20 protein-coding genes and 2 tRNA genes are annotated in these 22,846 nt (G+C 67.7%); 13 read left to right on the top strand and 9 right to left on the bottom strand.

All coding sequences use genetic code 11. The features are described from left to right. Positions 1–82: 82 nt before the first annotated feature. The gene (locus ACYVKL_RS35315) at positions 83–1,090 is read right to left on the bottom strand and encodes an MBL fold metallo-hydrolase (protein ID WP_379172008.1); all 1,008 of its coding nucleotides are present in this window, start codon (positions 1,088–1,090) and stop codon (positions 83–85) included. Positions 1,091–1,366: 276 nt separating this feature from the next. On the opposite strand from ACYVKL_RS35315, the gene ACYVKL_RS35310 reads away from it, so the two are divergent. Both ACYVKL_RS35310 and ACYVKL_RS35305 read left to right on the top strand, forming a co-directional pair. Continuing rightward, positions 1,367–3,412: an ATP-binding protein gene (locus ACYVKL_RS35310; protein ID WP_379172006.1), complete on the top strand. Its 2,046-nt coding sequence runs from the start codon at positions 1,367–1,369 to the stop codon at positions 3,410–3,412. 375 nt (positions 3,413–3,787) lie between these two features. Further along, positions 3,788–4,006 (top strand): cold-shock protein, encoded by a 219-nt coding sequence (locus tag ACYVKL_RS35305; RefSeq protein ID WP_379172004.1) that lies wholly within the window; start codon positions 3,788–3,790, stop codon positions 4,004–4,006. A gap of 67 nt (positions 4,007–4,073) precedes the next feature. Here ACYVKL_RS35305 and ACYVKL_RS35300 read toward each other — a convergent pair whose 3' ends face one another. Beyond that, a complete protein-coding gene (locus ACYVKL_RS35300; protein WP_379172002.1) occupies positions 4,074–4,370 on the bottom strand; it encodes a DNA polymerase beta superfamily protein in 297 nt (98 codons plus the stop codon). Further along, positions 4,286–4,876 carry a nucleotidyltransferase domain-containing protein gene (locus ACYVKL_RS35295; RefSeq protein WP_379172000.1) on the bottom strand — a complete coding sequence of 197 codons (591 nt, stop codon included), beginning with the start codon at positions 4,874–4,876 and terminating at the stop codon, positions 4,286–4,288. The genes ACYVKL_RS35300 and ACYVKL_RS35295 overlap by 85 nt, the downstream gene beginning before the upstream one ends. A gap of 755 nt (positions 4,877–5,631) precedes the next feature. On the opposite strand from ACYVKL_RS35295, the gene serA reads away from it, so the two are divergent. After that, positions 5,632–7,230 (top strand): phosphoglycerate dehydrogenase, encoded by a 1,599-nt coding sequence (gene serA, locus ACYVKL_RS35290; protein WP_379171998.1) that lies wholly within the window; start codon positions 5,632–5,634, stop codon positions 7,228–7,230. 100 nt (positions 7,231–7,330) lie between these two features. Then, a complete protein-coding gene (locus ACYVKL_RS35285) occupies positions 7,331–7,651 on the top strand; it encodes a hypothetical protein (protein WP_379171995.1) in 321 nt (106 codons plus the stop codon). Here ACYVKL_RS35285 and ACYVKL_RS35280 read toward each other — a convergent pair. Beyond that, complete coding sequence (locus ACYVKL_RS35280) at positions 7,648–8,886, bottom strand: FAD-dependent oxidoreductase (protein WP_379171993.1); 1,239 nt, start codon at positions 8,884–8,886, stop codon at positions 7,648–7,650. The genes ACYVKL_RS35285 and ACYVKL_RS35280 overlap by 4 nt on opposite strands. An 83-nt stretch (positions 8,887–8,969) precedes the next feature. On the opposite strand from ACYVKL_RS35280, the gene ACYVKL_RS35275 reads away from it, so the two are divergent. Further along, on the top strand, positions 8,970–9,446 hold the full coding sequence (locus tag ACYVKL_RS35275) for a MarR family winged helix-turn-helix transcriptional regulator (protein ID WP_379171991.1): 477 nt from the start codon (positions 8,970–8,972) through the stop codon (positions 9,444–9,446). 97 nt (positions 9,447–9,543) lie between these two features. Next, positions 9,544–10,551: a 3-isopropylmalate dehydrogenase gene (locus ACYVKL_RS35270; protein WP_379171989.1), complete on the top strand. Its 1,008-nt coding sequence runs from the start codon at positions 9,544–9,546 to the stop codon at positions 10,549–10,551. A gap of 232 nt (positions 10,552–10,783) precedes the next feature. Here ACYVKL_RS35270 and ACYVKL_RS35265 read toward each other — a convergent pair whose 3' ends face one another. Continuing rightward, positions 10,784–11,962 (bottom strand): MFS transporter, encoded by a 1,179-nt coding sequence (locus ACYVKL_RS35265; protein ID WP_379171987.1) that lies wholly within the window; start codon positions 11,960–11,962, stop codon positions 10,784–10,786. A 326-nt stretch (positions 11,963–12,288) separates the two neighbouring features. Between ACYVKL_RS35265 and ACYVKL_RS35260 the strand changes: the two genes are divergently transcribed. From ACYVKL_RS35260 to ACYVKL_RS35245, 4 genes are all read left to right on the top strand, one after another. Further along, positions 12,289–13,062, top strand: a complete 774-nt coding sequence (locus ACYVKL_RS35260; RefSeq protein WP_357097586.1) for a fumarylacetoacetate hydrolase family protein — start codon at positions 12,289–12,291, stop codon at positions 13,060–13,062. A 13-nt stretch (positions 13,063–13,075) separates the two neighbouring features. Continuing rightward, positions 13,076–14,542, top strand: coding sequence for a glutamate--tRNA ligase (gene gltX / locus ACYVKL_RS35255; protein ID WP_379171985.1), 1,467 nt, complete (start codon positions 13,076–13,078; stop codon positions 14,540–14,542). Between the two features lie 135 nt (positions 14,543–14,677). Next, a tRNA-Gln gene (locus ACYVKL_RS35250) sits at positions 14,678–14,749 on the top strand. Positions 14,750–14,818: 69 nt separating this feature from the next. Next, positions 14,819–14,891 (top strand) — tRNA-Glu (locus ACYVKL_RS35245). A 53-nt stretch (positions 14,892–14,944) separates the two neighbouring features. Here the strand turns inward: ACYVKL_RS35245 and ACYVKL_RS35240 are convergent. Then, positions 14,945–15,445, bottom strand: coding sequence for a pyridoxamine 5'-phosphate oxidase family protein (locus ACYVKL_RS35240; RefSeq protein ID WP_213557137.1), 501 nt, complete (start codon positions 15,443–15,445; stop codon positions 14,945–14,947). A gap of 211 nt (positions 15,446–15,656) precedes the next feature. Continuing rightward, positions 15,657–16,358 (bottom strand): IclR family transcriptional regulator, encoded by a 702-nt coding sequence (locus ACYVKL_RS35235; RefSeq protein ID WP_213557136.1) that lies wholly within the window; start codon positions 16,356–16,358, stop codon positions 15,657–15,659. A gap of 132 nt (positions 16,359–16,490) precedes the next feature. On the opposite strand from ACYVKL_RS35235, the gene leuC reads away from it, so the two are divergent. From leuC to ACYVKL_RS35220, 3 genes are all read left to right on the top strand, one after another. Then, on the top strand, positions 16,491–17,915 hold the full coding sequence (gene leuC / locus ACYVKL_RS35230) for a 3-isopropylmalate dehydratase large subunit (RefSeq protein ID WP_379171982.1): 1,425 nt from the start codon (positions 16,491–16,493) through the stop codon (positions 17,913–17,915). A gap of 57 nt (positions 17,916–17,972) precedes the next feature. Continuing rightward, positions 17,973–18,581 carry a 3-isopropylmalate dehydratase small subunit gene (gene leuD, locus ACYVKL_RS35225; RefSeq protein ID WP_379171979.1) on the top strand — a complete coding sequence of 203 codons (609 nt, stop codon included), beginning with the start codon at positions 17,973–17,975 and terminating at the stop codon, positions 18,579–18,581. Positions 18,582–18,737: 156 nt separating this feature from the next. Next, positions 18,738–19,382, top strand: a complete 645-nt coding sequence (locus ACYVKL_RS35220; RefSeq protein WP_357193438.1) for an HU family DNA-binding protein — start codon at positions 18,738–18,740, stop codon at positions 19,380–19,382. A 264-nt stretch (positions 19,383–19,646) separates the two neighbouring features. Here the strand turns inward: ACYVKL_RS35220 and ACYVKL_RS35215 are convergent, their stop codons facing one another. Both ACYVKL_RS35215 and ACYVKL_RS35210 read right to left on the bottom strand, forming a co-directional pair. Continuing rightward, complete coding sequence (locus ACYVKL_RS35215; protein WP_379171977.1) at positions 19,647–20,609, bottom strand: NUDIX hydrolase; 963 nt, start codon at positions 20,607–20,609, stop codon at positions 19,647–19,649. After that, positions 20,606–22,810: an RNA degradosome polyphosphate kinase gene (locus ACYVKL_RS35210; RefSeq protein WP_379171975.1), complete on the bottom strand. Its 2,205-nt coding sequence runs from the start codon at positions 22,808–22,810 to the stop codon at positions 20,606–20,608. Before ACYVKL_RS35210 ends, ACYVKL_RS35215 begins: the two co-directional genes overlap by 4 nt. Positions 22,811–22,846: the final 36 nt, after the last annotated feature.

Raw genomic sequence — 22,846 nt, 5'->3', positions numbered from 1 at the left:
AATGCGACTCGTGCGGAAAGTAACTCGACGCACCCGACGTCACGTCTGAACACCGGCCCGGCCTGGCCGCGGTAACCGGCGATCAGGAAGCCGGAAGGTCGAAGACCAGCCGTCCGGGCGCGAGGTAATCGTCGCGGTCCAGCAGCATGCGGACCTCCGGACGCGTGCCCTCCGGCATCCGCGCCAGCTCCGCCTGCAGCGGTGACACGAACGCCTCACCCCGCGCGGTGATCAACGGCAGCCAATTGTCGTGGTGGTTGGGCACGAACACCTTCGGACGCAGGGCCTCGATATAGCTGCGCGGGTCGCGCAGGCCGTTGGTGAACTGGTTGTAGCCCTGGACCGCGCCGATATGCACGTCGGAGGCGGGGAGGGTGCGCAGCACGTCGAGGACGTGCGGAGCCTTGTCCAGCAGTGGCCCCGAGGAATCGTGCCAGGTCAGCGTGAAATCACCGACCCGGAACTGGTACAGCAGCACCCCGCCCTCCGGTGCGAGCAGGTTGCGCGCCAGATGGCCCGCCTCGGATCGTCCCGGGGGATAGGCCCGGATGTCGCACAGGCACGGCTTGGGGCGCACCGGTGTCGAGGCGTCCGCGCCTTCGTGGCGGGGTGTGCGCGACGAGTGCAGGTGGCGCACGGCCGTCACCGACAGGCCGGGCGCGAGGTCGAAGTCGTAGCGATCGCCGGGCGCGGAAGCGGCGGAACCCAGTTCGTGGCAGGCCAATTCGGCCCCACCGACCTGCTTGCGGGCGGTCGCGCAATGCTCGGCCGTCCCGTGCACGACCGCTCCGCTGGCCAGCGCGATGGCCCCGGCGTCCGCGGCGTGGTCGAAATGCCCGTGGCCGATGAAGATCGCCGCGGGATCCAGCGCCGCGACCTCGTCGGGCGTCGTCGGAACATATCCGGCGGTGAGGCCGCGCGGCACCCACGCGTCGAGCAGGAACACCACCCCGCCCAGGGCGACCGCGAAACTGGCGCACCCGAACCAGGACACGAGCACCCGGTCCGCCCGCACCGCCCCGCTGACCGGATCGACCGCGTCGTCGCCGAAGAAGCGCCGGCGTGCGGCGATCGTTTCGCTACCGGCCACCTGGATTCCCCTCGTCGGACTGGGTGGCGGACCACGCTGTCCGCCGCCACGCATTCTGCCCGGAACCGACCGGACTGTCACTCAATGGTTTCCATAGCGCCACAACACAGGTTGCCGAGACCTTGCCGTTGCCGTGGGCTATCCCCAGGTGAATCCTGGAATCACACCGTGACGAAGTGGTGGGTGAATGTTCAGCCCGTTGTTAATCAATCGGCGTTGCATCGTATTCAGAGGTAGCTGAACGGCGGCTGCCCCGAGGGCAATTGGGGGCCCACCATGTACAACGACGTGCATGTGGCCGCGCAGGATCGCGAGGACCGCAAATACACGATGCGCATCAGCCGGCTGGCGATCGACAAACTCGGTATCCGGCTCTACGACCGGGTCTCGGCGGTGCTGGCCGAACTGATCGCCAATTCCTACGACGCGGACGCCACCGAGGTCGAGGTGGTGCTGCCGTGGGGCGCGATGCTGGCCGGAACCATCAGAGCCGCAGACGAACCCGCCTACGAGATCGTGGTGTCCGACAACGGGCACGGCATGACGGCCGCCGAGATCAACGAGCACTATCTGCTGGTCGGATCGGATCGGCGGGTCCGGACCGGCTCGGACCTGTCGCGGGAGCGGCGGCGTCCGGTGATGGGGCGCAAGGGCATCGGGAAGCTCGCCGCTTTCGGCATCTGCCGCACCATCGAGGTGATCACCGCCGGCAGCCGCGACGCCGACCGAACCCCGCTGGGCTGGACCGTCTCCCATATCGTCATGGACCTCGACGACATGCTCTCCGACACCGAGAGCGACTACTTCCCGCGCCCCGGCGCCCTCGACGGCACGTACACCGCCAAACGCGGCACCACCATCATCCTGCGCGACTTCTTTCGCAAACGGGTGAATTCGGGGACCGAGCTGAATCGTCAGCTGGCCGCGCGGTTCGGCATCGAGCGCACGGACTGGCGGGTGGAGGTGCGCAACGCGATCGGCCGGGAGAGCTTCGTACTCAGCCGGTTACCGATCGACGTGATCGAGGAGACCCGCATCGACGTCAGCCGCGTCCCGGTGCGATTCGGACGGCAATTCCTGCCCGTCACTGGTTGGATCGCCTACTCGAAACAGCCCTACCGCGACGAGGCCATGGCCGGGGTGCGCATCTACGCGCGCGGCAAGATCGTCGCGCAGACCCGGGATTTCGGCATCTCCTCCGGATTCACCGGCGAATTCAAACTGCGCTCCTACCTGGTCGGCGCGATCGAGGTGGACTGGCTCGACGATGACGACGACCTGGTCCGCTCCGACCGCCAGGACATCATCTGGAACTCCCCGCGCGGCGAGGCCCTCGCCCAGTGGGGTCAGGCCCTGATCAAGGAGATCGGCCGGCTCGGCGAGAAATCCATTCGCCGTCGCGTCTGGGAGGAATTCGTGGAACGCTCCCGCATCCACGAGACCCTCGACGCCATCGCCCCCGGCGACCGCCTGTTCCGCGAGTCCGTGCTCGATGCCGCGCGAATCCTGGTGGCGCACAAGGATCGAGCCTCGCTCGACGATCCCGCGCACCTGCAGAACATGCTGCGGCTGGCGCTGTCGCTGGGCCCGCAGCGCAGCCTGCTCGACACCCTCAAGGAGATCGCCGAGGACGCCGACCCCGAATTGGATGTGGTGGTAGCGCTGTTCGAGCGGGCCCGGGTGGCCGAGATCTATTCGCTGGGCCAGATCGCCAGCGAGCGGGTCGCGGTGGTGGATCGGCTGCGCTCGCTCATCGACGACCGCCGCTCCCTGGAACGGCCCTTCCAGGAGCTGATCGAATCCGCGCCCTGGCTGCTGGCGCCGGAATGGACCCCGCTGGGCATGAACGAATCCCTCAAACGCGTGCGCGCCAGCTTCGAACGCTGGTACGCACAGAAATTCGGGGCCCCGCTGCTGACCACCACGATCGGCAGCGAGAAACGCGAACCCGATTTCGTGCTGCTGCACGATTCCGGCGAGCTGTGGATCGTCGAGATCAAGCGCATGGACTACCACCTCACCGACGAGGAGTACAACCGCGCGGTCAACTACCTGTACGAACTCGACCACTTCCTCGACGAGAACCCGCGCATCGGTGCGCAATTCCCGCGCCGGCGGCTCACCTTCATCGTGGACCACATCGACCGGCTCGGCCCGGCGTCGCTGTCCTCCCTGGTCAGCGACCAGCGCGTGGACCGCCGCACCTGGCGCGAGCTGCTCGACGCCACCCTGCGCGCACACCGCGACTTCCTCGAACGGGTTTACGCCATGCGCGTTTCCGAGCCGCCGGGGGACGCGGCCTCGAATACGAGAGCGGGCTGAACGGCCACCGCGCCGCACCGCCGCACCGGGCCGGATGGGCGCGACCCGGGAGAGGGCGGCGGTGCGAGGTGCGGGAAATGCGGGTGTCCGGGTCGCAGGGAAGGGCCGGCCCGGACACCCGCCCCGGCGTGCCGCGAAACCTGGTGCACGCGTGCGGGTCCGGCGGCCGGACGCGCACACAGCAGTAATCGAGGGTGGCCGCTGATACGCGGCGGCTCCGGTTCTCGATAACTGTGCAAGGGAGCGCGGGGCGAAGCACAGTCGCATCAGGGCTGGCAGAGCGCGCGACCACCCGCGAGAACCGCGGCCGTGACACCATGGACCGCGACGCGCGCGGGGACGCGATTTGTCCGGTCGGTTCGAGAAGGTTCGGTAATGGTGCACGGCACGGTGAAGTGGTTCGACAGCGAGAAGGGGTTCGGGTTCCTGACCCCGGACGTCGACGGCCCCGACGTGTTCGTGGAGTACACCGCGCTACCCGGCGCCGGATTCCGGTCGCTGGCCGAGGGCCAGCGCGTCGAGTTCGAGGTGCGCGGCTGCAAGCCGGGGCCGGAGGCGGTGGCCGTGCGGGTCATCGCCGGCGCCGACCACTGACGCCCGCGCGCACCGGCCGCCGGGACAAAACCGGCCAGCCGGTGCGGGTGCTCCGCGGCGGATTCCGTCAGCCGCGCACGTGATGCCGGAAGAAGTCGGCCGAGCGGGCCTGTGCCTGCTCGCGCCGGGCCGGATCCACCTTCACGAACTCCAGGGCGGCCCGCTCGAACTCGGCCGAGATGAACTCGGCAATCGGTGCGGGCACCTCCCCGGAACCCATTTCGCGCGTGTGGGCCTTCAATTCCGTCAATTCCCGGACGGACTCCACGAAATCGCTGTTCAGCTCACATTCGCCGAGCAGGGTCGGTAAATGCATCGGGGCGACCGAATTGTCCGGATGTTCGTGTAGCCACCGCAATGCCATTGCGGGGCGCAAAGAATAGAACACCTTTTCAACGAGCGGTTGGAATCGAAGAGACGCCACTGCCGGCGGCCCAGATGCAGGTAATGGCGAGCCACCCGATCCCGGTCCGCGACCTCGTCCGCCAGCGCGCGCAATTCGTCCCGGAATCCGCTGTCACCGCGATACGTGGTCGGCGACATCAGCCATTCGATGAGCACCGCGTTGCCGTTCGCCAGCAGGCGCAGCGCCTTCACCAGATCCCATCCGTTGACATCCAGCAGGCCCACCAAGGGCGTCTCGATGACGTCGCGGCCGGGCCACGGCGTCAGGTAGTCGTCGACCGGCCGGAGGTAGACGAAACGGCAGTCGTAGTCCGAGTCGGGTGACGGAAACCCCCAGGCACGGCTGCCGCTCTCGACGGCGAGCAGCACGTCGACGCGGTGTTCGCGCACGATCCGGTCGAGTTCGCCGTCGATCGTGGCGACCACCGCCGGGTCCATGGAAGCGGGGATCGAGCGCAGGGTCATGGCAGGCGACGGTAGTGCGCGGGATCGTGCTGGTCCATCGGTTTTCCGTGCGCCCGAGACCCCAGAATTAGGGGCGTGATTGTCGTGTTATATGGCGGTAATTCGACACAATATGAACGAGGCCACAGAATTCGGATCCCGTGACGCCGGTCACATCGTGTAAATACCCCGTAACGAGTCGCGAAACACGCCCGATAGGCTCCACGTCAGAAAGTTCGTACGGATTTCAGAAGAGGTATTCCCATGATCCCCGTTATCATTGACACCGGTTCCGCTGCTCTCAGTGGCCTGCTCGACACCGGCTCGGCCGCGCTGCACGGCATCCTGAACACGCTGTGGACCGGTTCTTTCGGTCGCTAAGGACTGCTGACGTCGTTCAATCGACTTTCGAAAGCCCGGCCTCGGACTCCGTAGCTCCGACGCCGGGCTTTCGGGTTTCCATGAGCTGATGATCAGCGGAAATTCGCACTCGAATTTGCGTGTGCGGCGTGCCCGGCAACGCCTCGACCTGGACAGTTGCCCATATTCACGGTCGCCGGTCCGGTGCCGTCCATCGAGACAGCGGCCGGAATCACATTGGCCCGCCGAAGCCGTACCGCGCGGCCCGTTCCGGTCGGCACCGGCCGCGGCCACGCCGAAACCCGCAGTTCACGGCTGTGATGGCGGTTGCCTACCAGGCGGTACAGCGCCGCGATTCTCAGCCCACTAAGCTGACGCCCGTAAATCCCGGATCCCTTCCTCAGGAGTAACCCACCGTGAGCCAAGCAGGCCGTCCTGTTGTTCTGATCGCCGACAAGCTCGCCCAGTCGACCGTCGACGCGCTGGGCTCCGGCGTCGAGGTTCGCTGGGTCGACGGCCCGAACCGTCCGGAGCTGCTGGCCGCCGTGCCGGAAGCCGATGCGCTGCTGGTCCGTTCGGCCACCACCGTCGACGCCGAGGTGCTCGAGGCGGGCAAGAACCTCAAGATCGTCGCGCGCGCCGGCGTCGGCCTCGACAATGTCGATGTGCCCGCGGCCACCGAGCGCGGCGTCATGGTCGTCAACGCGCCGACCTCCAACATCCACACCGCCGCCGAGCACGCCGTCTCGCTGCTGCTCTCGGCCGCGCGCCAGATCCCGGCCGCCGACGCCACCCTGCGCGAGCACACCTGGCAGCGCAGCAAGTTCAACGGTGTCGAGATCTTCGGCAAGACCGTCGGCGTCATCGGCCTGGGCCGCATCGGCCAGCTGTTCGCGCAGCGTCTCGCCGCCTTCGAGACCAAGATCGTCGCGTACGACCCCTACACCTCGCCGGCCCGCGCCGCCCAGCTGGGCATCGAGCTGCTGACCCTGGACGAGGTGCTCGAGCGCGCCGACTTCATCTCCATTCACCTGCCCAAGACTCCTGAGACCAAGGGCATGCTGAACAAGGAGACCCTGGCCAAGACCAAGAAGGGCGTCATCATCGTCAACGCCGCCCGTGGCGGTCTGATCGACGAGCAGGCCCTGGCCGACGCCATCATCTCCGGCCACGTGCGCGGCGCCGGTATCGACGTGTTCGAGACCGAGCCGTCCACCGACAGCCCGCTGTTCGAGCTGCCCCAGGTCGTCGTCACCCCGCACCTGGGCGCCTCCACCGCCGAGGCCCAGGACCGCGCCGGCACCGATGTCGCCAAGTCGGTGCAGCTGGCCCTCGCGGGCGAGTTCGTGCCCGGCGCGGTGAACGTCACCGGTGGCGCGGTCAACGAGATCGTCGCCCCGTGGCTGGACATCGTCCGCAAGCAGGGCGCGCTGCTGGGCGCCCTCGCCGACGAGCTGCCGGTCTCCATCGAGGTCCAGGTGCGCGGCGAGCTGTCCTCGGAAGACGTTGCGGTGCTGGAACTCTCGGCGCTGCGCGGCGTGTTCTCGGCCCTGATCGAGGACTCGGTCACCTTCGTCAACGCCCCGTCGCTGGCCAAGGAGCGCGGCCTGGAGGCCTCGGTCACCACCCACACCGAGAGCCCGACCCACCGCAGCCTGGTCGACCTGCGCGCCGTGTTCGGCGACGGCCGCACCCTGAACGTGGCCGGCACCCTGACCGAGCCCGCCCAGGTCGAGAAGATCGTCAACATCAACGGCCGCAACTACGACATGCGCGCCGAAGGTCTGAACCTGGCCGTGCTCGCCTACGAGGACAAGCCGGGTCAGCTCGGCCGCCTGGCCACCAAGCTCGGCGACGCGGGCATCGACATCCTGGCCGCCCAGCTCACCCAGGACCTGAGCGACGAGGGTGCCACCGTCATCCTCCGCGTCAACAAGGAGGTCCCGGCCGACATCCAGTCCGCCATCGCCGAGGCCGTCGGCGCGGCCAAGGTCGCCCTGGTCAGCCTCGACTGAGCACCCCTCGCATAGCGAAAACGGGCCCCCTCCACAGAAAGTGGAGGGGGCCCGGTGCGTTTCGGCCACGCGACCCTACCGGCGTCGCGATGATGGAACGATGCGTGGAAAGACGCCGCCGACCGAACCGCTGTCCGTGCGGGAACGGCGCACTCTGCTGATCGGGAGCGCTGTCGTGGTCGTGCTGATCGCGGCGGGGGTGGCCGCGTGGGCGGTGTTCGACCATCGACCCGACTATTCGCGCTCCGAGAACGGCTGTGTGACAGTGCTTTCCGCGGGGACGATGGGCGGCCAGCAGCAGCGGGCGTGTGGCGCGCAAGCCCAGGAGTGGTGCCGGACGGTGTCGGCGCAGCAGGACGCGGTGTCGGTGAAGGTGCAACAGGAGTGCCGTCGGGCCGGGGTGCTGCCGTCCGCGCCCTAGTTTCCGGCGCGGACCTGCTCGGCGGCGTCGGACCAGCTGATTCGGTGGTCGAACATCCAGTTCAGTGAGCCGACGCCCTGCTTGGCCGCTCGCTTCAGGAAGAAGGGTGTCAGCAGTCGGACGAGGAGGCGGGCCAGGCCGTTCTGGGCCTTGTCGCCACTGGTCTCCGCTCCGTGCGCGACCACCTTTTCGACGCGGTCGCGGCGGCGGTGCTCGAATTCGGCCAGCGCGCTTGCGGTATCGGGCTGATCGCGCAGGCACAGGGCCAGGGTGACCGCGTCCTCGACGGCCATGGACACGCCCTGGCCCGAGGACGAGGCGACGGCGTGGGCGGCGTCGCCGATGATGACCATGGAGTCGGAGTGCCAGGTGGCGACCGAGGGCATGTCGTACTGGTTGAAGCCCGTGACGAAACCCGCGTCGGGGGTGGCGGCGACGATGCGGGCGGCCGGGCCGCGATCGGCGGCGAGCAGGCGCGTCAGATCTTCGCGCCACTGTGCGGGCGAGGTGTCGGTCAGGGCCTGCTTCGAAAGCTCCTGCTCGCCGGGCATATTGGCGAACCACCAGATCTCGCCGGTGGGGGCGACCAGATAGCCGAAGAAGGCCTTCTTGCCGAAGATCATGTTGTAAACGCCGGGGCGCAAACCGAGTTCGCGGTGCAGCTCCGGGTCGGTCACGAAGCCGCCGAGCCCGTAGACGCCCAGGTAGTGGGCCTGCGGTGCGGTCGGATCGATGATCTCCCGAGTGCGGGAACGGATTCCGTCCGCGCCGACGAGCAGATCGCCCTCGGCCCGGCTGCCGTCGGCGAAGGTCGCGACGACACCGTGGCCGGCGGTGGGCCGCGCGTCGACCAGGCGCTTGCCGAATTCGTAGCGGATACCGCGGCGCACCGCTTCGGCATTGAGCGCCCGGTAGAGGTCGCGGCGCTTGACGCTGTGGGTGACGGTGCCGTCGGGCAGGGTGCCGCCGATCGGCATGTCGGTGATGTGCTTGCCGCCGCTGGTGTAGAACGACAGCGTGTCGGTCGGGTGGCCGACATTCATGACGAGGTGGTGGGCGTCGATCTCGGCGAGCGCGGAGAGTCCGTTCACGGCGACCGTCAGATACGCGCCGATCTGTTCGGCGGCCGCGTCCTCGTATGCCTCATAGATGACCGGTTCCCAGCCGGCCTTCTGCAAGGCCATGGCGGTCACGGGTCCGGCGATCCCGCCGCCGATGATCAGCGCTTTCTTCATGGCCGTGTCTCCCTCTGAAGTCTCTTGGTCGTGATGTATCTTGGTAATCAAGATATAGATAGTTTGACTGTCAAGAGGTTTGAATGTCAAGAGAAAATCTGGAGGAGCTGATCGCGCAGGTGGGGCGGGAATCCCAGGCCCTGCAGGCGGCCGTCGACGATGTCGATCAGGCCGCCGCCACCGCGTTCGGCGTCAATCGCACCGACCTGCGGTGCCTGGAAGTGCTGGTCCGAGGCGAATCCACCCCCGGTGCGCTCGCGGCGGAACTGGGCCTCACCAGCGGCAGCGTGACCACGATGCTGGATCGGCTGGTCAAACTCGGCCACGTCACCCGGGAGCCGGAACCGGGGGACCGCCGCAAGGTGCTGGTCCGGATCACGCCCGCGACCATGGCGCAGGCGTGGCAGATCTACGGTCCGATCGCCGAGGAGGGTGCGTCGGAGATGGCTGGATACCGCGAAGCGGAACTGCGCATCATTCTGGACTTCCTCGTCCGCAGCCGTGAACTCCAGCAACGCCATCGGGCGCGAATCTCGGGTGATCCCACTGGTTGGGAGTGATTCGCCCTGGTGAAAGGGGTTGTGGGCCTACCCGCTATCGTGACGCGTGGACTCTCCTGCCAGCGGAGCGGATCATTCGAAACGGAGCATGGATTTCATGAAACTGGCTGTCATTCCGGGCGACGGTATCGGCCCCGAGGTCATCGCCGAGGCGCTCAAGGTGCTCGACGTGGTGGTGCCCGGTGTCGAGAAGACCGAATACGACCTGGGAGCCAAGCGGTTCCATGCCACCGGCGAGATCCTCCCGGAGAACGTGATCCCGGAGCTCAAGCAGCACGACGCCATCCTGCTGGGCGCCATCGGCGACCCGTCGGTGCAGTCCGGCCTGCTCGAGCGCGGCCTGCTGCTGCGCACCCGCTTCGAGCTGGACCACCACGTGAACCTGCGCCCCTCGAAGCTGTACCCGGGCGTCACCAGCCCGCTGGCCTCGAACCCGGACATCGACTTCGTGGTCGTGCGTGAGGGCACCGAGGGCCCCTACACCGGCACCGGCGGCGCGATCCGCGTCAACACCCCGCACGAGGTGGCCACCGAGGTCTCCACCAACACCCGCTTCGGCGTCGAGCGCGTGGTCCGCTACGCCTTCGAGACCGCCCGCAAGCGCCGCAAGCACCTGACCCTGGTGCACAAGAACAACGTGCTGGCCTTCGCCGGCTCGCTGTGGTCGCGCACCGTGGCCGAGGTCGGCGCCGAGTACCCGGACATCGAAACCGCCTACCAGCACATCGATGCCGCCACCATCCACATGGTCACCGACCCGGGCCGCTTCGACGTGATCGTCACCGACAACCTGTTCGGCGACATCATCACCGACCTGGCCGCCGCCGTCTCCGGTGGCATCGGCCTGGCCGCCTCGGGCAATATCGACGCCTCGGGCACCAACCCGTCGATGTTCGAGCCGGTCCACGGTTCGGCCCCCGACATCGCGGGCCAGTCCAAGGCCGACCCGACCGCCGCCATCCTGTCGGTGTCGCTGCTGCTGAACCACCTCGGCAAGACCGAGGAGGCCGTCCGCATCGAGGCCGCCGTCGCCAAGGATCTGGCGTCGCGCTCGGGCGCCGCGTCGACCGTCGAGGTCGGCGACCGGATCGCCGCGTCGCTCTAGGGATTACGAGCGCCGCTCCCGAAACAGACGACTGAGCCCCCGTTCCCGCGCCGCGGGACGGGGGCTTCGTCGTACCTCCGGCCCGGCCGACATGCCATCCTGGGAGACGGTTTCGTGAAATCGGCTGGGGCAGTTGCCCGTTTCGCCCGGATAGTGAGGCGCATCGCACAATTGCATTCGGATGCGAAAACGTAACGGGTGCAGCTCTTCCGGATTTGCCGCGAATCAGCGGCTACCGGGAACCCCTGGGCACCAACGGGACTGCGGCCAGCGCGATCAGCGCCGTCAGCAGGTACGTCACCGGGAAACCGGCCGCGGTGATCAAGGCGCCGAACACCGGGGCGACCGCGGCCGCCGCCAGATTCTGGCCCGTGTTCTGGATACCCAGTCCGCGACCCGACCAATACGGGCCCGCGATCTCGGCCACCGCGGTGAAGGCCAGCCCGTTGTCGGCGACGGTGATCACCGAGGCCGCGATCAGGATCGGCACCGCCGCCCACCACTGCTGGGTCCAGGCCGCTACCGCGAAGGCGGACAGGCAGATTGCGGCCGCGACCGCCACCGTGCGCAGCGGCCGCAACCGGCTGCCCGCCCGGTCCGACCAGACGCCCGCGCCGATGCGCCCGCCCGCGCCCAGGATCTGGGTGGCCGTGACCAGCGCGCCCGCCGCGGCCAGCGACAGGCCGACATCCCGGTGCAGCCACAACAGGCCGAACGTCCAGATGGTGGCCTGCGGGATCACCAGCAGCACCGACACCACGTGGATGCGCAGCAGCGTGGAGTCGCCGCGGTACGGATTGGCGGGACGCCCTGAGCCCCCGGCGGATTCGGGCCGCGGCGGATCCACGATCCCGATCAGGCAGCTGATCGCGGCCGCGCCCGCCATCACCGCGGGCACCAGCACCGCCGTCGAGAACCCGTGCGCCGCAGCGACGGCGGGGATCGCCATCGCCCCGATGGCCACCCCCAGCGGCTGCGCGGTCTGCCGGATCCCCATGGCCAGCCCGCGCTGATCGGGCGGGAACCAGCCCACGATCACCCGTCCGCTGGCGCCGTTGGTGCTGCCCGCGCCCGCCCCGGCCAGGAACAGCAAGGCCCCCAGCGCAACGTAGTTCGAGACGCCGGCGGCCGCGACGCCGGCCACGAACATCACCGCCGGGCCGGCGACCAGCGCCTTGCGCTCGCCCACCTGATCGACGACCCAGCCCCACGCGATCAGCGTGCAGCACAGTCCGACCAGCGGCATCGCGACCAGCAGGCCCGCGGTGGTCAGCGACAGTCCGCGCTGGGTCAGCGCGGGCAGCAGGAAGGCCGCGCCGTTCACCATCACGGCGCTGGCGCTCTGGGCGAAGACGCCGAGGCCCAGCATGGTCCACCGTCGAGCCGTACCCATCTCCGTCACGGTGGTCATGACTTCACCTCGCGTCTCACTATGTGGAACTGATGTCTTACTCTTTGAACATTGGGTCTTACGGTACACCTGGTGCGCAAGCCGATTTCCGGGGCGAGCTGTCGATTTGCTCACACCTCCGAGGTGATCTCGAGATGCCTCGGGCGCACCCCGAGTTCGGTTGCGTATAAGGGCTTTCCACATTTCGGACGAGGCGCTGCGGGCCGGTATGCCGCCCGCCGCCAGGGCCTTCGCGCGCCCCCGCTCGGCCACTCGGCCGCGGCCCGTCCCCGCCCCGCGGTCGGGCGCGTTCGGGCAGGTCGAAGCCGGTCGATAGGATGCCAACCATGCGCCTAGGTCGAGTTGCCAGCCCAGATGGAGTCGCTTTCGTCAGCATCGAAGGCGACGGTTCCGACGCCGTCGCCCGCGAGATCGCCGAACACCCGTTCGGTACCCCGACCTTCACCGGTCGCAGCTGGCCGCTGGCCGATGTGCGCCTGCTGGCCCCCATCCTGGCCAGCAAGGTGATCTGCATCGGCAAGAACTACGCCGCGCACGCCGAGGAGATGGGCGGCCCGGCCCCGGCCGACCCGGTCATCTTCATGAAGCCCAGCACCTCGATCCAGAGCCCCAACGCCCCGATCATCCTGCCGCCCAGTTCTTCTCAGGTGGACTACGAGGGCGAACTGGCGATCGTGATCGGCCGCCCCTGTAAGGACGTGCCCGCCGCCCGCGCCAACGAGGTCATCCTGGGTTACACCGTCGCCAACGACGTCACCGCCCGCGACCAGCAGCGGCACGACGGCCAGTGGACCCGCGCCAAGGGCTACGACACCTTCTGCCCGCTCGGCCCCTGGATCGAGACCGCCCTGGACCCTTCGGATCTGGAGATCGTCACCGAGGTCGACGGCCAGGTGAAACAGCGCAGTCGCACTTCACTTCTGCTGCACGATATTCCGAAGCTCATCGAGTGGGTCACCACCGTAATGACCTTGCTCCCGGGCGATGTCATCCTCACCGGCACCCCGGAGGGCGTCGGCCCGCTGCAGGCCGGTCAGACCGTGTCGGTGACCGTGTCCGGTATCGGCACCCTGTCCAATCCCGTTGCCGCCAAGCGCTGAACGAAAGAGAGCCATGTCTGACGTCCGGGTTCGTTTCTGCCCGTCACCCACCGGCACACCGCACGTGGGCCTGGTCCGCACCGCCCTGTTCAACTGGGCCTTCGCGCGCCACCACGGCGGCACCTTCGTCTTCCGCATCGAAGACACCGACGCCGCACGCGATTCCGAGGAGTCCTACGCGGCCATCCTCGACGCCCTGCGCTGGCTCGGCCTGACCTGGGACGAAGGGCCCGAGGTCGGCGGCCCCTACGAGCCCTACCGGCAGTCGCAGCGCCGCGACCTCCACCTCGACGTGGTGCGGCGCCTGCTGGCGGCGGGGGAGGCCTACGAATCCTTCTCCACTCCAGAGGAAGTCGAGGCCCGCCACAAGGCCGCCGGCCGCGACCCCAAGCTGGGCTACGACAACTTCGACCGCGACCTGACCGCCGAGCAGATCGCCGCCTACAAGGCCGAGGGCCGCCCCGCGGTGATCCGCCTGCGCATGCCCGACCGCGACCTCACCTGGAACGACCTGGTGCGCGGTGAGACCACCTTCCGCGCGGGCGTGGTCCCCGACTTCGCGCTCACCCGCGGCAATGGCGATCCGCTCTATACGCTGGTCAACCCGGTCGACGACGCGATGATGAAGATCACCCACGTGCTGCGCGGCGAGGACCTGCTCTCGTCCACCCCGCGCCAGCTCGCGCTCTACGACTCGCTGCGCCGAATCGGCGTCGCGGAGTTCACCCCGGAGTTCGGGCATCTGCCCTTCGTGATGGGGCAGGGCAACAAGAAGTTGTCCAAGCGCGATCCGGAGTCGAATCTCTTCCATCACCGCGACCGCGGGTTCATTCCCGAGGGTTTGCTGAATTATCTGGCGCTGCTCGGCTGGAGCATCGCCGATGATCATGACGTCTTCTCCATGACGGAGATGGTGGCGGCCTTCGATATCTCGAAGGTGAATTCGAATCCGGCCCGATTCGATCAGAAGAAGGCCGACGCTTTGAACGCCGAACATATTCGGTTGCTGAACCCCGGTGATTTTGCTCACCGGCTGCGCGAGTACCTCACCGGACACGGACATATCGGCGCCGAGATCGACGAGAAGCTGTTCGAAACCGCGGCCGATCTCGTGCAGACCCGGATCAAGGTGCTCGGCGATGCCTGGGATCTGCTGAAGTTCCTGTTCATCGCGCCCGAAGAGTTCGCCATCGACCCGGCGGCGAAGGAAAAGAACCTGGGCGTCGACGCCGTTCCGGTGCTGCAAGCGACGGTGCGTGCGCTGGAAGGCGTCTCCGAATGGGCCACGGCCCCGCTGGAGACGGCGCTGAATACCGCGCTCATCGACGAGTTGGAGCTCAAGCCGCGCAAGGCGTTCACGCCCGTGCGCGTCGCGGTGACCGGATCCCACATCAGCCCGCCGCTCTACGAGTCGATGGAACTGCTGGGTCGCGAGGTCACCATGGACCGGTTGCGCGCGGCGCTGGCCGAGATCGCCTGAGATAGTCGGAAATGATGCACAAACCGGCCTCTGACCAGCCGGTTTGTGCATCTACCGGGGGATGCTGCTAATCTTCTTCTCGGCCGGAAAGCGGTCAGGAACTTCCCCCGGGGAGAGCCTGAAAGCCCAGGTCAATGGGGTATGGTGTAATTGGCAACACAGCTGATTCTGGTTCAGCCATTCTAGGTTCGAGTCCTGGTACCCCAGCTGAGAGAGCTCCGGCTCTCGAATTCGAGAAGCTCCGGCTGGTTGTGAAATCTGCCGGAATCTCATCCTGGTCCCGTCGTCTAGCGGCCTAGGACGCCGCCCTCTCAAGGCGGTAGCGCGGGTTCAAATCCCGTCGGGACTACAAAGTGAAGGCCCCCAGCCGATCGGCTGGGGGCCTTCACTGTTTCCGTGGCTCTACGGCTCCTGGCCGTGGGTGCTGCCGCCCAGCGGCATCGCGGGCAGGCCCAGTTTGCGGTGATCCCAGGTGCGGGTCCGCTCCGGCACCACGCGCACGGCGACCCGCTTGTGCAGCATCTGCTCCACGAACGGCTTCATCTCTTCGCTGTAGGGCCCGGTGTAGCGCTCCCAGACGCTGATTCCCACCTTGAACAGCGCTTCGGGGTCCTCGACGACCTCCGCGCGGCCCTCGATGGAAATGCCGCGCAACTGGTCGTAGGTCTCGCCGGCCTCGACCATCACGGTGATCCGCGGATCGCGCCGCAGATTCACCGTCTTCTGGGCCTTGGCCTTGGTCTCGAACCAGATCTCGCCGTCGATGAGCGCGTACCACATGGCGACCAGGTGTGGCCTGCCCTCGGCGCTCAGCGTGGCCATGGTGGCGACCCGGCTGCGCTCGAGGAATCCCGCGATCTCCTCGTCGGACATCACGATCTGCGCGCGTTGATTAACTCCCATGGGCCGACTGTAATTTACGGCGTATGAGCGCGGTCACAGTGGCCATTTCCTGCCGAGTGGAACCGGTTGCCGGAAACGCCGCAGCCCCCGCCGGGAATCGGCGGGGGCCGCGATCGGCGCCCGGGTGGGTCACCGGGACTGTCGAGCTGCGACTGAGGCTGTCGTGACGGCTGCGGCCACCCCGAGGGTTACCCCGGGCGCTCAAAGTCCGTCAGAGGCGCTTGTGGAGGGCATCGGCGGCGGCCACCAGATCGGCGGCCCAGCGCGCGCCCGGCCGGCGGCCCATGCGGTCGATGGGTCCGGAGACCGAGACGGCCGCGATGACCGTGCCCGCGGCGTCGCGGACCGGCGCGGACACGCTGGCCACGCCGGCCGCGCGCTCGGCGGCGCTCTGCGCCCAGCCGCGCCGGCGGACCTCGGCCAGCGCCCGCTCGCCGAAGACGGCCTCGGGCAGGATGGTCCGCTGCGATTCGGGATCGGCCCAGGCCAGCAGTACCTTCGCGGCGGAGCCGGCGGTGAGCGGTAGTCGCGCGCCGATGGGCACGGTGTCGCGCAGGCCCGCGGCCGGTTCCATGGCGGCCACGCAAACCCGGGCGTTGCCGTCGCGGCGGTAGAGCTGAACGCTCTCGCCGGTGATCTCGCGCAGGCGCGGAAGAATTGTCGAAGCGGCGTCGAGCAGGGGATCGCTGGCGGTTGTCGCCAGTTCCGACAGGGCCGGTCCGGGACGCCACAGACCCTGGCTGTCGCGGGCCAGCATCCGATGCGTTTCCAGGCCCACGGCCAGGCGATGCGCGGTGGCCCGGGGCAGGCCGGTGCGGGCGCAGAGCTCGTTGAGGCCGCAGGGTTGCTCGGCTACGGCGTGCAGGACGGCCATCGCTTTGTCCAGAACACCGATACCGCTATGCTGTCTCATAGAACGATATTAGCGTCTCGCATGTTGGGAAGGTCAAATTGACCGCGCGGCAAACCGGCCGCTCCCCGGCGCGGACGCGAGCCCCGTGTCACCAGCCCGGGCACGGAATGTCTATCGAGAGGTGATGGAGCTATGGCCGACCGGCCACGCACTCTGGCGGAGAAGGTCTGGGACGAGCACGTCGTCGTCCGCGGCGAAGGCGAAGGCGAGCACCGCCAGCCCGATCTCATCTACATCGATCTGCACCTGGTGCACGAGGTGACCAGCCCGCAGGCGTTCGACGGTCTGCGCGCCGCGGGCCGCCCGGTGCGCCGCCCGGACCTCACCATCGCCACCGAGGACCACAACGTCCCGACCGTCGACATCGACAAGCCGATCGCCGACCCGATCTCGCGCCTGCAGGTCGAGACCCTGCGCAAGAACTGCGAGGAATTCGGTGTCCGCCTGCACTCGATGGGTGATCTCGAGCAGGGCATCGTGCACGTGGTGGGCCCGCAGCTGGGCCTGACCCAGCCGGGAACCACGGTGGTGTGCGGTGATTCGCACACCTCCACCCACGGCGCGTTCGGCGCGCTGGCGATGGGTATCGGCACCTCGGAAGTGGAACACGTGCTGGCGACGCAGACTTTGTCGTTGCGCCCGTTCAAGACGATGGCCATCAATATCGACGGGCAGCTGCCGCACGGCGTCACCGCCAAGGACGTGATCCTGGCGGTCATCGCGCAGATCGGCACCGGCGGCGGTCAGGGCTATGTGCTGGAGTACCGCGGCGAGGCCGTGCGCTCCATGTCCATGGAGGCCCGGATGACCATGTGCAACATGTCGATCGAGGCCGGCGCCCGCGCGGGCATGGTGGCCCCCGACGAGATCACCTACGAGTACCTGAAGGGCCGTCCGCACGCCCCGCAGGGCGCGGACTGGGATGCCGCCGTGGCCGCCTGGGACGCCCTGAAGACCGACGAGGGTGCGGTTTTCGACGTCGAGGTGCACCTGGACGCCTCGGCGCTGACCCCCTTCGTGACCTGGGGCACCAACCCGGGACAGGGTGCGCCGCTGGGCGACTCGGTGCCGGATCCGGAGCAGATCGTCGACGAGAACGAGCGTGCGGCGGCCGAGAAGGCGCTGCAGTACATGGACCTGCAGCCGGGTACCCCGCTGCGGGACGTCGCCGTGGACACGGTTTTCGTGGGTTCGTGCACCAACGGCCGGATCGAGGATCTGCGCGCGGTCGCGGACATTCTGAAGGGCCGCAAGGTCGCGGGCGGGGTGCGCATGCTGATCGTCCCGGGCTCGATGCGGGTGCGAGTGCAGGCGGAAAAGGAGGGGCTGGGCGAGATTTTCACCGCCGCGGGCGCGGAATGGCGTCAGCCGGGCTGCTCGATGTGCCTGGGTATGAACCCGGATCAGCTTTCCCCCGGTCAGCGCTGTGCTGCCACCTCGAACCGGAACTTCGAAGGGCGACAGGGCAAGGGCGGCCGTACGCACCTGGTCTCGCCGCTGGTCGCCGCGGCCACCGCGGTGCGCGGAACCCTGTCCTCACCTGCGGATCTGAACTGATCGCCCGCCGGTAGCGGCTCAGAATCCGCTGCCCCCACTGACTCAGGAGAATCAACGATGGAAGCCTTCAAGGTCCACAAGGGGATCGGTGTTCCGTTGCGCCGATCCAATGTCGACACCGACCAGATCATCCCGGCGGTCTATCTGAAGCGCGTAACCCGAACGGGTTTCGAGGACGGCCTGTTCGCCGCTTGGCGGACCGATCCGAACTTCATTCTGAACACCGAGCCCTACAACCGGGCCAGTGTGCTGGTCGCTGGTCCGGATTTCGGGACCGGATCCTCACGTGAGCACGCGGTTTGGGCCCTCAAGGACTACGGGTTCCGGGTCGTCATCTCCTCTCGCTTCGCCGACATCTTCCGCGGGAACGCGGGCAAGGACGGGCTTCTGACGGCCCGGATGGCGCAGAGCGATGTGGAATTGCTCTGGAAGTTGCTCGAGGAACAGCCGGGATTGGAATTGGCGGTGGACCTCGAGGCGCGCACCGTGTCGGCCGGAACCGTCGTGTTGCCGTTCGATATTGACGACTACACGCGGTGGCGGCTGCTGGAAGGCCTGGACGACATCGGTCTCACTCTGCGGCACAGCGACGAGATCGACCAGTTCGAAAACGCAAGGCCGACATGGAAACCCGCAACCATTCCGGCCCGTATTTCGCAGACGTAATCATTGATGGGCGTTAGCTGAACGCCCTCAAACCCGGTAGCTGAGCGTGTGCCATGCGTCATGTATTTCCGCGTGGCACATAGACTCTTGCCCGGAAAGGGTTTACCGTGGTACCTAGTCGGTCCGACGACGGGCCATTAGTCTGCGGAGGATTCAATGAACAAGGCGGAACTGATCGATGTTCTGACCGAGAAGTTGGGTACTGACAGGCGCACCGCTACCGCTGCAGTCGAGCAGATGGTCGACACGATCGTGCGTGCTGTGAACAAAGGTCAGAGCGTCACCATCACGGGATTCGGTGTCTTCGAACAGCGGAAGCGCGCGGCTCGGGTTGCTCGTAACCCGCGCACCGGCGAAACCGTCAAGGTGAAGCCGACTTCGGTCCCGGCCTTCCGTCCCGGCGCGCAGTTCAAGGCGATCATCGCGGGCAAGCAGAAGATCGCCTCGAGCGGCCCGGCCGTGAAGCGTGGTGTGGCTGCCCCGGTTTCGGGCAAGGCCGGTGCGAAGAAGACCACCGCCAAGAAGACGGCGAAGAAGGCCGCGACCAAGGCTCCGGCCAAGACCACCGCCAAGAAGGCGGCGTCGAAGGCTCCCGCCAAGAAGGCCGCCGTGAAGAAGACGGTCGCCAAGAAGGCCGCCGTCAAGAAGACGGTCGCCAAGAAGGCTCCGGCCAAGGCCGCTGCGGTCAAGAAGGCCGTGGTTGCCAAGAAGGTCGCCGCTTCGAAGGCCACCACCGCCAAGAAGGCGGCCAAGAAGGCTCCCGCCAAGAAGACCGCGGCCAAGCGCACCGCGCGCCGTTAATACGGCCACAACCCGTCTCTGACGGGGGTTTTCGAGCAGGACGACACGTGAAACGGCCCGGCAGCGCCGGGCCGTTTCGCATGTCCGGGGGCAGGTTTCCGGTCGCCTGGGGGCCGGTGGGGGCCGATTAGGGGGTGGAATCGGCTATGCGCGGGGTGGATTCGGCCGGACAGAGACCGGTACGGCAGCGTTCCAAGGATTCTCGGCGGACCGGCCGCGGGTTCCCCACCGGTCACGTGGCCCGTCGGGAACCCGCTTGACGCCTCAAGCCTCGGGGAGATCGGTCGGCGTCAGGACGCGGTCGAGATGGTCGGCGGCGATCAGGCGGCCGCCGTTGAACGACAGCACCCAGACGCTGGCCTTGCGGTTGCGGGCCGGTGGCAGGCTGACGCCGTCCTCGGCGGCCCACCACTCCAGGAGATCGGGAATCACCTTGCCCTGACTGGAGATCACCCGTACGGAGTCGCCGGAGACCAGGTCGCGGGCGCGTTTGCGGGCGGCATCGGGTGCTGCCGCGTAACCGGATTCGGAGAACAGCGGTTCCAATTCGATGTCGGTACCGAGTTCTTCGGCCAGTGGGGTCACGGTTTGGACACAGCGGACCGGTGGGGCGGAGACGATTTCGGTCGCGCCGAAGGCGAGCAGGTTGGGCACCAGGGCGCGAGCCTGTGCGCGACCGGCCTTTTCGAGTGGCCGCAGGTCGTCGTCGCCGCCGTAGCGGGAGCTACGACCGGCCTTGGCGTGCCGGACCAGCAGCAGGGTGGCGGTATCGGCGGGCTGGCGCTGGAAATTCCGGATGATGCTGCGATCCATGGGATAGGAGACGGCGTCCATCACCCGGTCGAGGCGGTACCAGTGCAGGACGTCGACTTCCGGGTTGGACTCGAACGCCCCGTCGAGGACCTCGGCGGCCCAGTAGTCGACCCGTTTCAACTTCCGATGCCCGGGGATCGGATACGTCACGTGGCCGAGATAGCGGCCCAGGCGCGAATTCAGGCCGGTTTCCTCGGCGACCTCGCGGACGGCCGTGATCACCGGCGTCTCACCGGGATCCAGCTTGCCCTTGGGCAGCGACCAGTCGTCGTATTTGGGGCGGTGTACCAGCGCGATCTCGACGGTGTCGGTCCCGGGCGCGTGCCGCCACAACACGGCGCCCGCCGCGAGGATATTCGCTTTGACCGGTGGGTCGGTGAATTCGGCGGCGGGCGCTTTGTCAGCTCGGCTCACTGGCGGTCCGGACGACGCAGCCGCATGAGGTACTCCTGGTGGTCGCGAATCTGATCGGAGGGCACGTCGGGGCCGGGCTGGGCCTGCCAGCCGCCGTCGGGGCCCAGCACCCAGCAGCGGGTGGCGGGGTTGGTGGCGGAGTCGAACACCTGTCCGAGCTGATCGCACAGGCGCGGATCCTTCACCTGGGCCAGCACTTCCACGCGCCGGTCCAGGTTGCGGTGCATCATGTCGGCTGAGCCGATCCAGTATTCGTTCTGCGCCTGGAAGTGCAGCACGCGCGAATGTTCCAGGTAGCGCCCGAGAATCGACCGCACCTCGATGTTCTCGCTCATGCCGGGGACGCCGGGGCGCAGCGCGCAGATGCCGCGCACCACGATCTCGACGGGCACCCCGGCCTGGGAGGCGCGGTAGAGCGCGTCGATGACCTGCTCGTCGACGATGGCGTTGGCCTTCACTCGGATTCGCGCGTCCGCGCCCTCGCGCGCCAGTTCGATCTCGCGTTCGATGCGCTCGATGATCCCGGCCCGCACCCCGACCGGGGCGACCAGCAGGTTGCGGTAGCTGGCCTTTCGCGAATAGCCGGTCAGCGAGTTGAACAGGTCGGTGAGGTCGGCGCCGATCTCCGGTGCGGCGGTGAGCAATCCGACGTCCTCGTACAGGCGCGCGGTCTTCGGGTTGTAATTACCGGTGCCGATGTGACAGTAGCGACGGATGGTGGCACCCTCGCGCCGCACCACCAGGCAGGTCTTGCAGTGCGTCTTCAGCCCGACCAGGCCGTAGACCACGTGCACGCCGGCCTGCTCCAGCGCCCGAGCCCATTTGATGTTGGCCTGCTCGTCGAAGCGGGCCTTGATCTCGACCAGCGCGACCACCTGCTTGCCCGCCTCGGCGGCGTCGATGAGCGCGTTGACGATGGGGGAGTCACCGGAGGTGCGGTACAGGGTCTGCTTGATGGCCAGCACCTGCGGGTCGGCGGCGGCCTGTTCGATGAACCGCTGCACGCTGGTGGAGAAGGAGTCGTAGGGGTGGTGCACCAGCACGTCGCCCTCGCGCAGGGCGGCGAAAACGTTTCGGGGCGTTTCGCGTTCGCCGAAGGCGGGCGGGGTGGCCGGGACGTAGGGGGCGTCCTTGAGCAGGGGGCGGTCCACGCCGTAGACCTGCCACAGGCACGACAGGTCGAGCAGGCCGGGGACCTGGATGACGTCGGCCGGGTCCACGTCGAGTTCGCGCAGCAGCAGGTCGAGCATGTGTTCGGTCATGTCGTCGGAGACTTCGAGCCGCACCGGGGATCCGAAGCGCCGGCGAGCGAGTTCGCGTTCGAGAGCCTGCAGCAGGTCCTCGTCGCGGTCCTCCTCGACCTCCAGTCCGGCGTTGCGGGTGATGCGGAACGAATGCTGTTCCACCACTTCCATTCCCGGGAACAGCTGATCCAGGTGGGCGGCGATCAGCTCCTCCATGGGGAGGAACGCGGCGGTGGACGGGCCTTGTGCCGCAGCGGAATCACGGTTCGAGGTGGTGCTGCCCGCGCCGGTGCGGCGGACCCGTACGAAGCGATCTACGTTGTCGGGCACCTTGACTCGCGCGAAGTGCTCGCCCCCGGTGGCCGAATCCTTCACGGTCACGGCGAGATTGAGACTCAGTCCGCTGATGTAGGGGAACGGGTGGGCCGGGTCGACCGCCAGCGGGGTCAGCACCGGGAACACCTGATCCTGGAAATACCCGGACAGGCGCTGCTTTTCGGCGTCGTCCAGCTCGGCCCAGCGGATGATGTCGATGCCCTCGGCGGTCAGTGCCGGCAGCACCTGGTCCAGGAAGACGTGCGCGTGCCGCTCGGCGAGCTGCTGGGTGCGCACGGCGATCATCTCGAGCTGCTCGGTGGGGGACAGCCCGTCCGAGGACCGCACCGACAGGCCGGTCTCGGCGCGGCGCTTCAGGCCCGCCACCCGGACCATGTAGAACTCGTCCAGATTCGACGCGAAAATGGCGAGGAACTTTGCGCGTTCGAGCAAGGGCTGGGAATGGTCCTCGGCCAGCGCCAGCACGCGGGCGTTGAAATCGAGCCAGCTCAGTTCTCGGTTGACGTACCGGTCCGCGGGCAGCGGCGGTATCGCGGTGGGCGGTGGGGTTGCCGCGGGCGGCGCCGCCGGTAGTAGCGGCGATTGCTTGACGGTTTCCGTATCGCTCACTCTCACGATCATTCCTTATGTCGTGGGTGGGGTGCCGTTCTGACACCG

This window comes from Nocardia tengchongensis (assembly GCF_054781395.1).
The sequence above is the reverse complement of the archived record's forward strand: the minus strand, read 5'-3'. Positions and strand labels throughout refer to the sequence as shown.

Bases quoted from the DNA above. Each gene is read 5' to 3' on its own strand.
- ACYVKL_RS35210 (WP_379171975.1), bottom strand. From the start codon at position 22,810: ATGATCGTGAGAGTGAGCGATACGGAAACCGTCAAGCAATCGCCGCTA.
- ACYVKL_RS35285 (WP_379171995.1), top strand. From the start codon at position 7,331: ATGCGTGGAAAGACGCCGCCGACCGAACCGCTGTCCGTGCGGGAACGG.
- leuD (WP_379171979.1), top strand. From the start codon at position 17,973: ATGGAAGCCTTCAAGGTCCACAAGGGGATCGGTGTTCCGTTGCGCCGA.
- ACYVKL_RS35270 (WP_379171989.1), top strand. From the start codon at position 9,544: ATGAAACTGGCTGTCATTCCGGGCGACGGTATCGGCCCCGAGGTCATC.
- ACYVKL_RS35300 (WP_379172002.1), bottom strand. From the start codon at position 4,370: ATGGCATTGCGGTGGCTACACGAACATCCGGACAATTCGGTCGCCCCG.
- ACYVKL_RS35220 (WP_357193438.1), top strand. From the start codon at position 18,738: ATGAACAAGGCGGAACTGATCGATGTTCTGACCGAGAAGTTGGGTACT.
- ACYVKL_RS35265 (WP_379171987.1), bottom strand. From the start codon at position 11,962: ATGACCACCGTGACGGAGATGGGTACGGCTCGACGGTGGACCATGCTG.
- ACYVKL_RS35305 (WP_379172004.1), top strand. From the start codon at position 3,788: ATGGTGCACGGCACGGTGAAGTGGTTCGACAGCGAGAAGGGGTTCGGG.
- leuC (WP_379171982.1), top strand. From the start codon at position 16,491: ATGGCCGACCGGCCACGCACTCTGGCGGAGAAGGTCTGGGACGAGCAC.
- gltX (WP_379171985.1), top strand. From the start codon at position 13,076: ATGTCTGACGTCCGGGTTCGTTTCTGCCCGTCACCCACCGGCACACCG.
- ACYVKL_RS35235 (WP_213557136.1), bottom strand. From the start codon at position 16,358: ATGAGACAGCATAGCGGTATCGGTGTTCTGGACAAAGCGATGGCCGTC.
- ACYVKL_RS35240 (WP_213557137.1), bottom strand. From the start codon at position 15,445: ATGGGAGTTAATCAACGCGCGCAGATCGTGATGTCCGACGAGGAGATC.
- ACYVKL_RS35295 (WP_379172000.1), bottom strand. From the start codon at position 4,876: ATGACCCTGCGCTCGATCCCCGCTTCCATGGACCCGGCGGTGGTCGCC.
- ACYVKL_RS35260 (WP_357097586.1), top strand. From the start codon at position 12,289: ATGCGCCTAGGTCGAGTTGCCAGCCCAGATGGAGTCGCTTTCGTCAGC.
- ACYVKL_RS35310 (WP_379172006.1), top strand. From the start codon at position 1,367: ATGTACAACGACGTGCATGTGGCCGCGCAGGATCGCGAGGACCGCAAA.
- ACYVKL_RS35275 (WP_379171991.1), top strand. From the start codon at position 8,970: ATGTCAAGAGAAAATCTGGAGGAGCTGATCGCGCAGGTGGGGCGGGAA.
- ACYVKL_RS35280 (WP_379171993.1), bottom strand. From the start codon at position 8,886: ATGAAGAAAGCGCTGATCATCGGCGGCGGGATCGCCGGACCCGTGACC.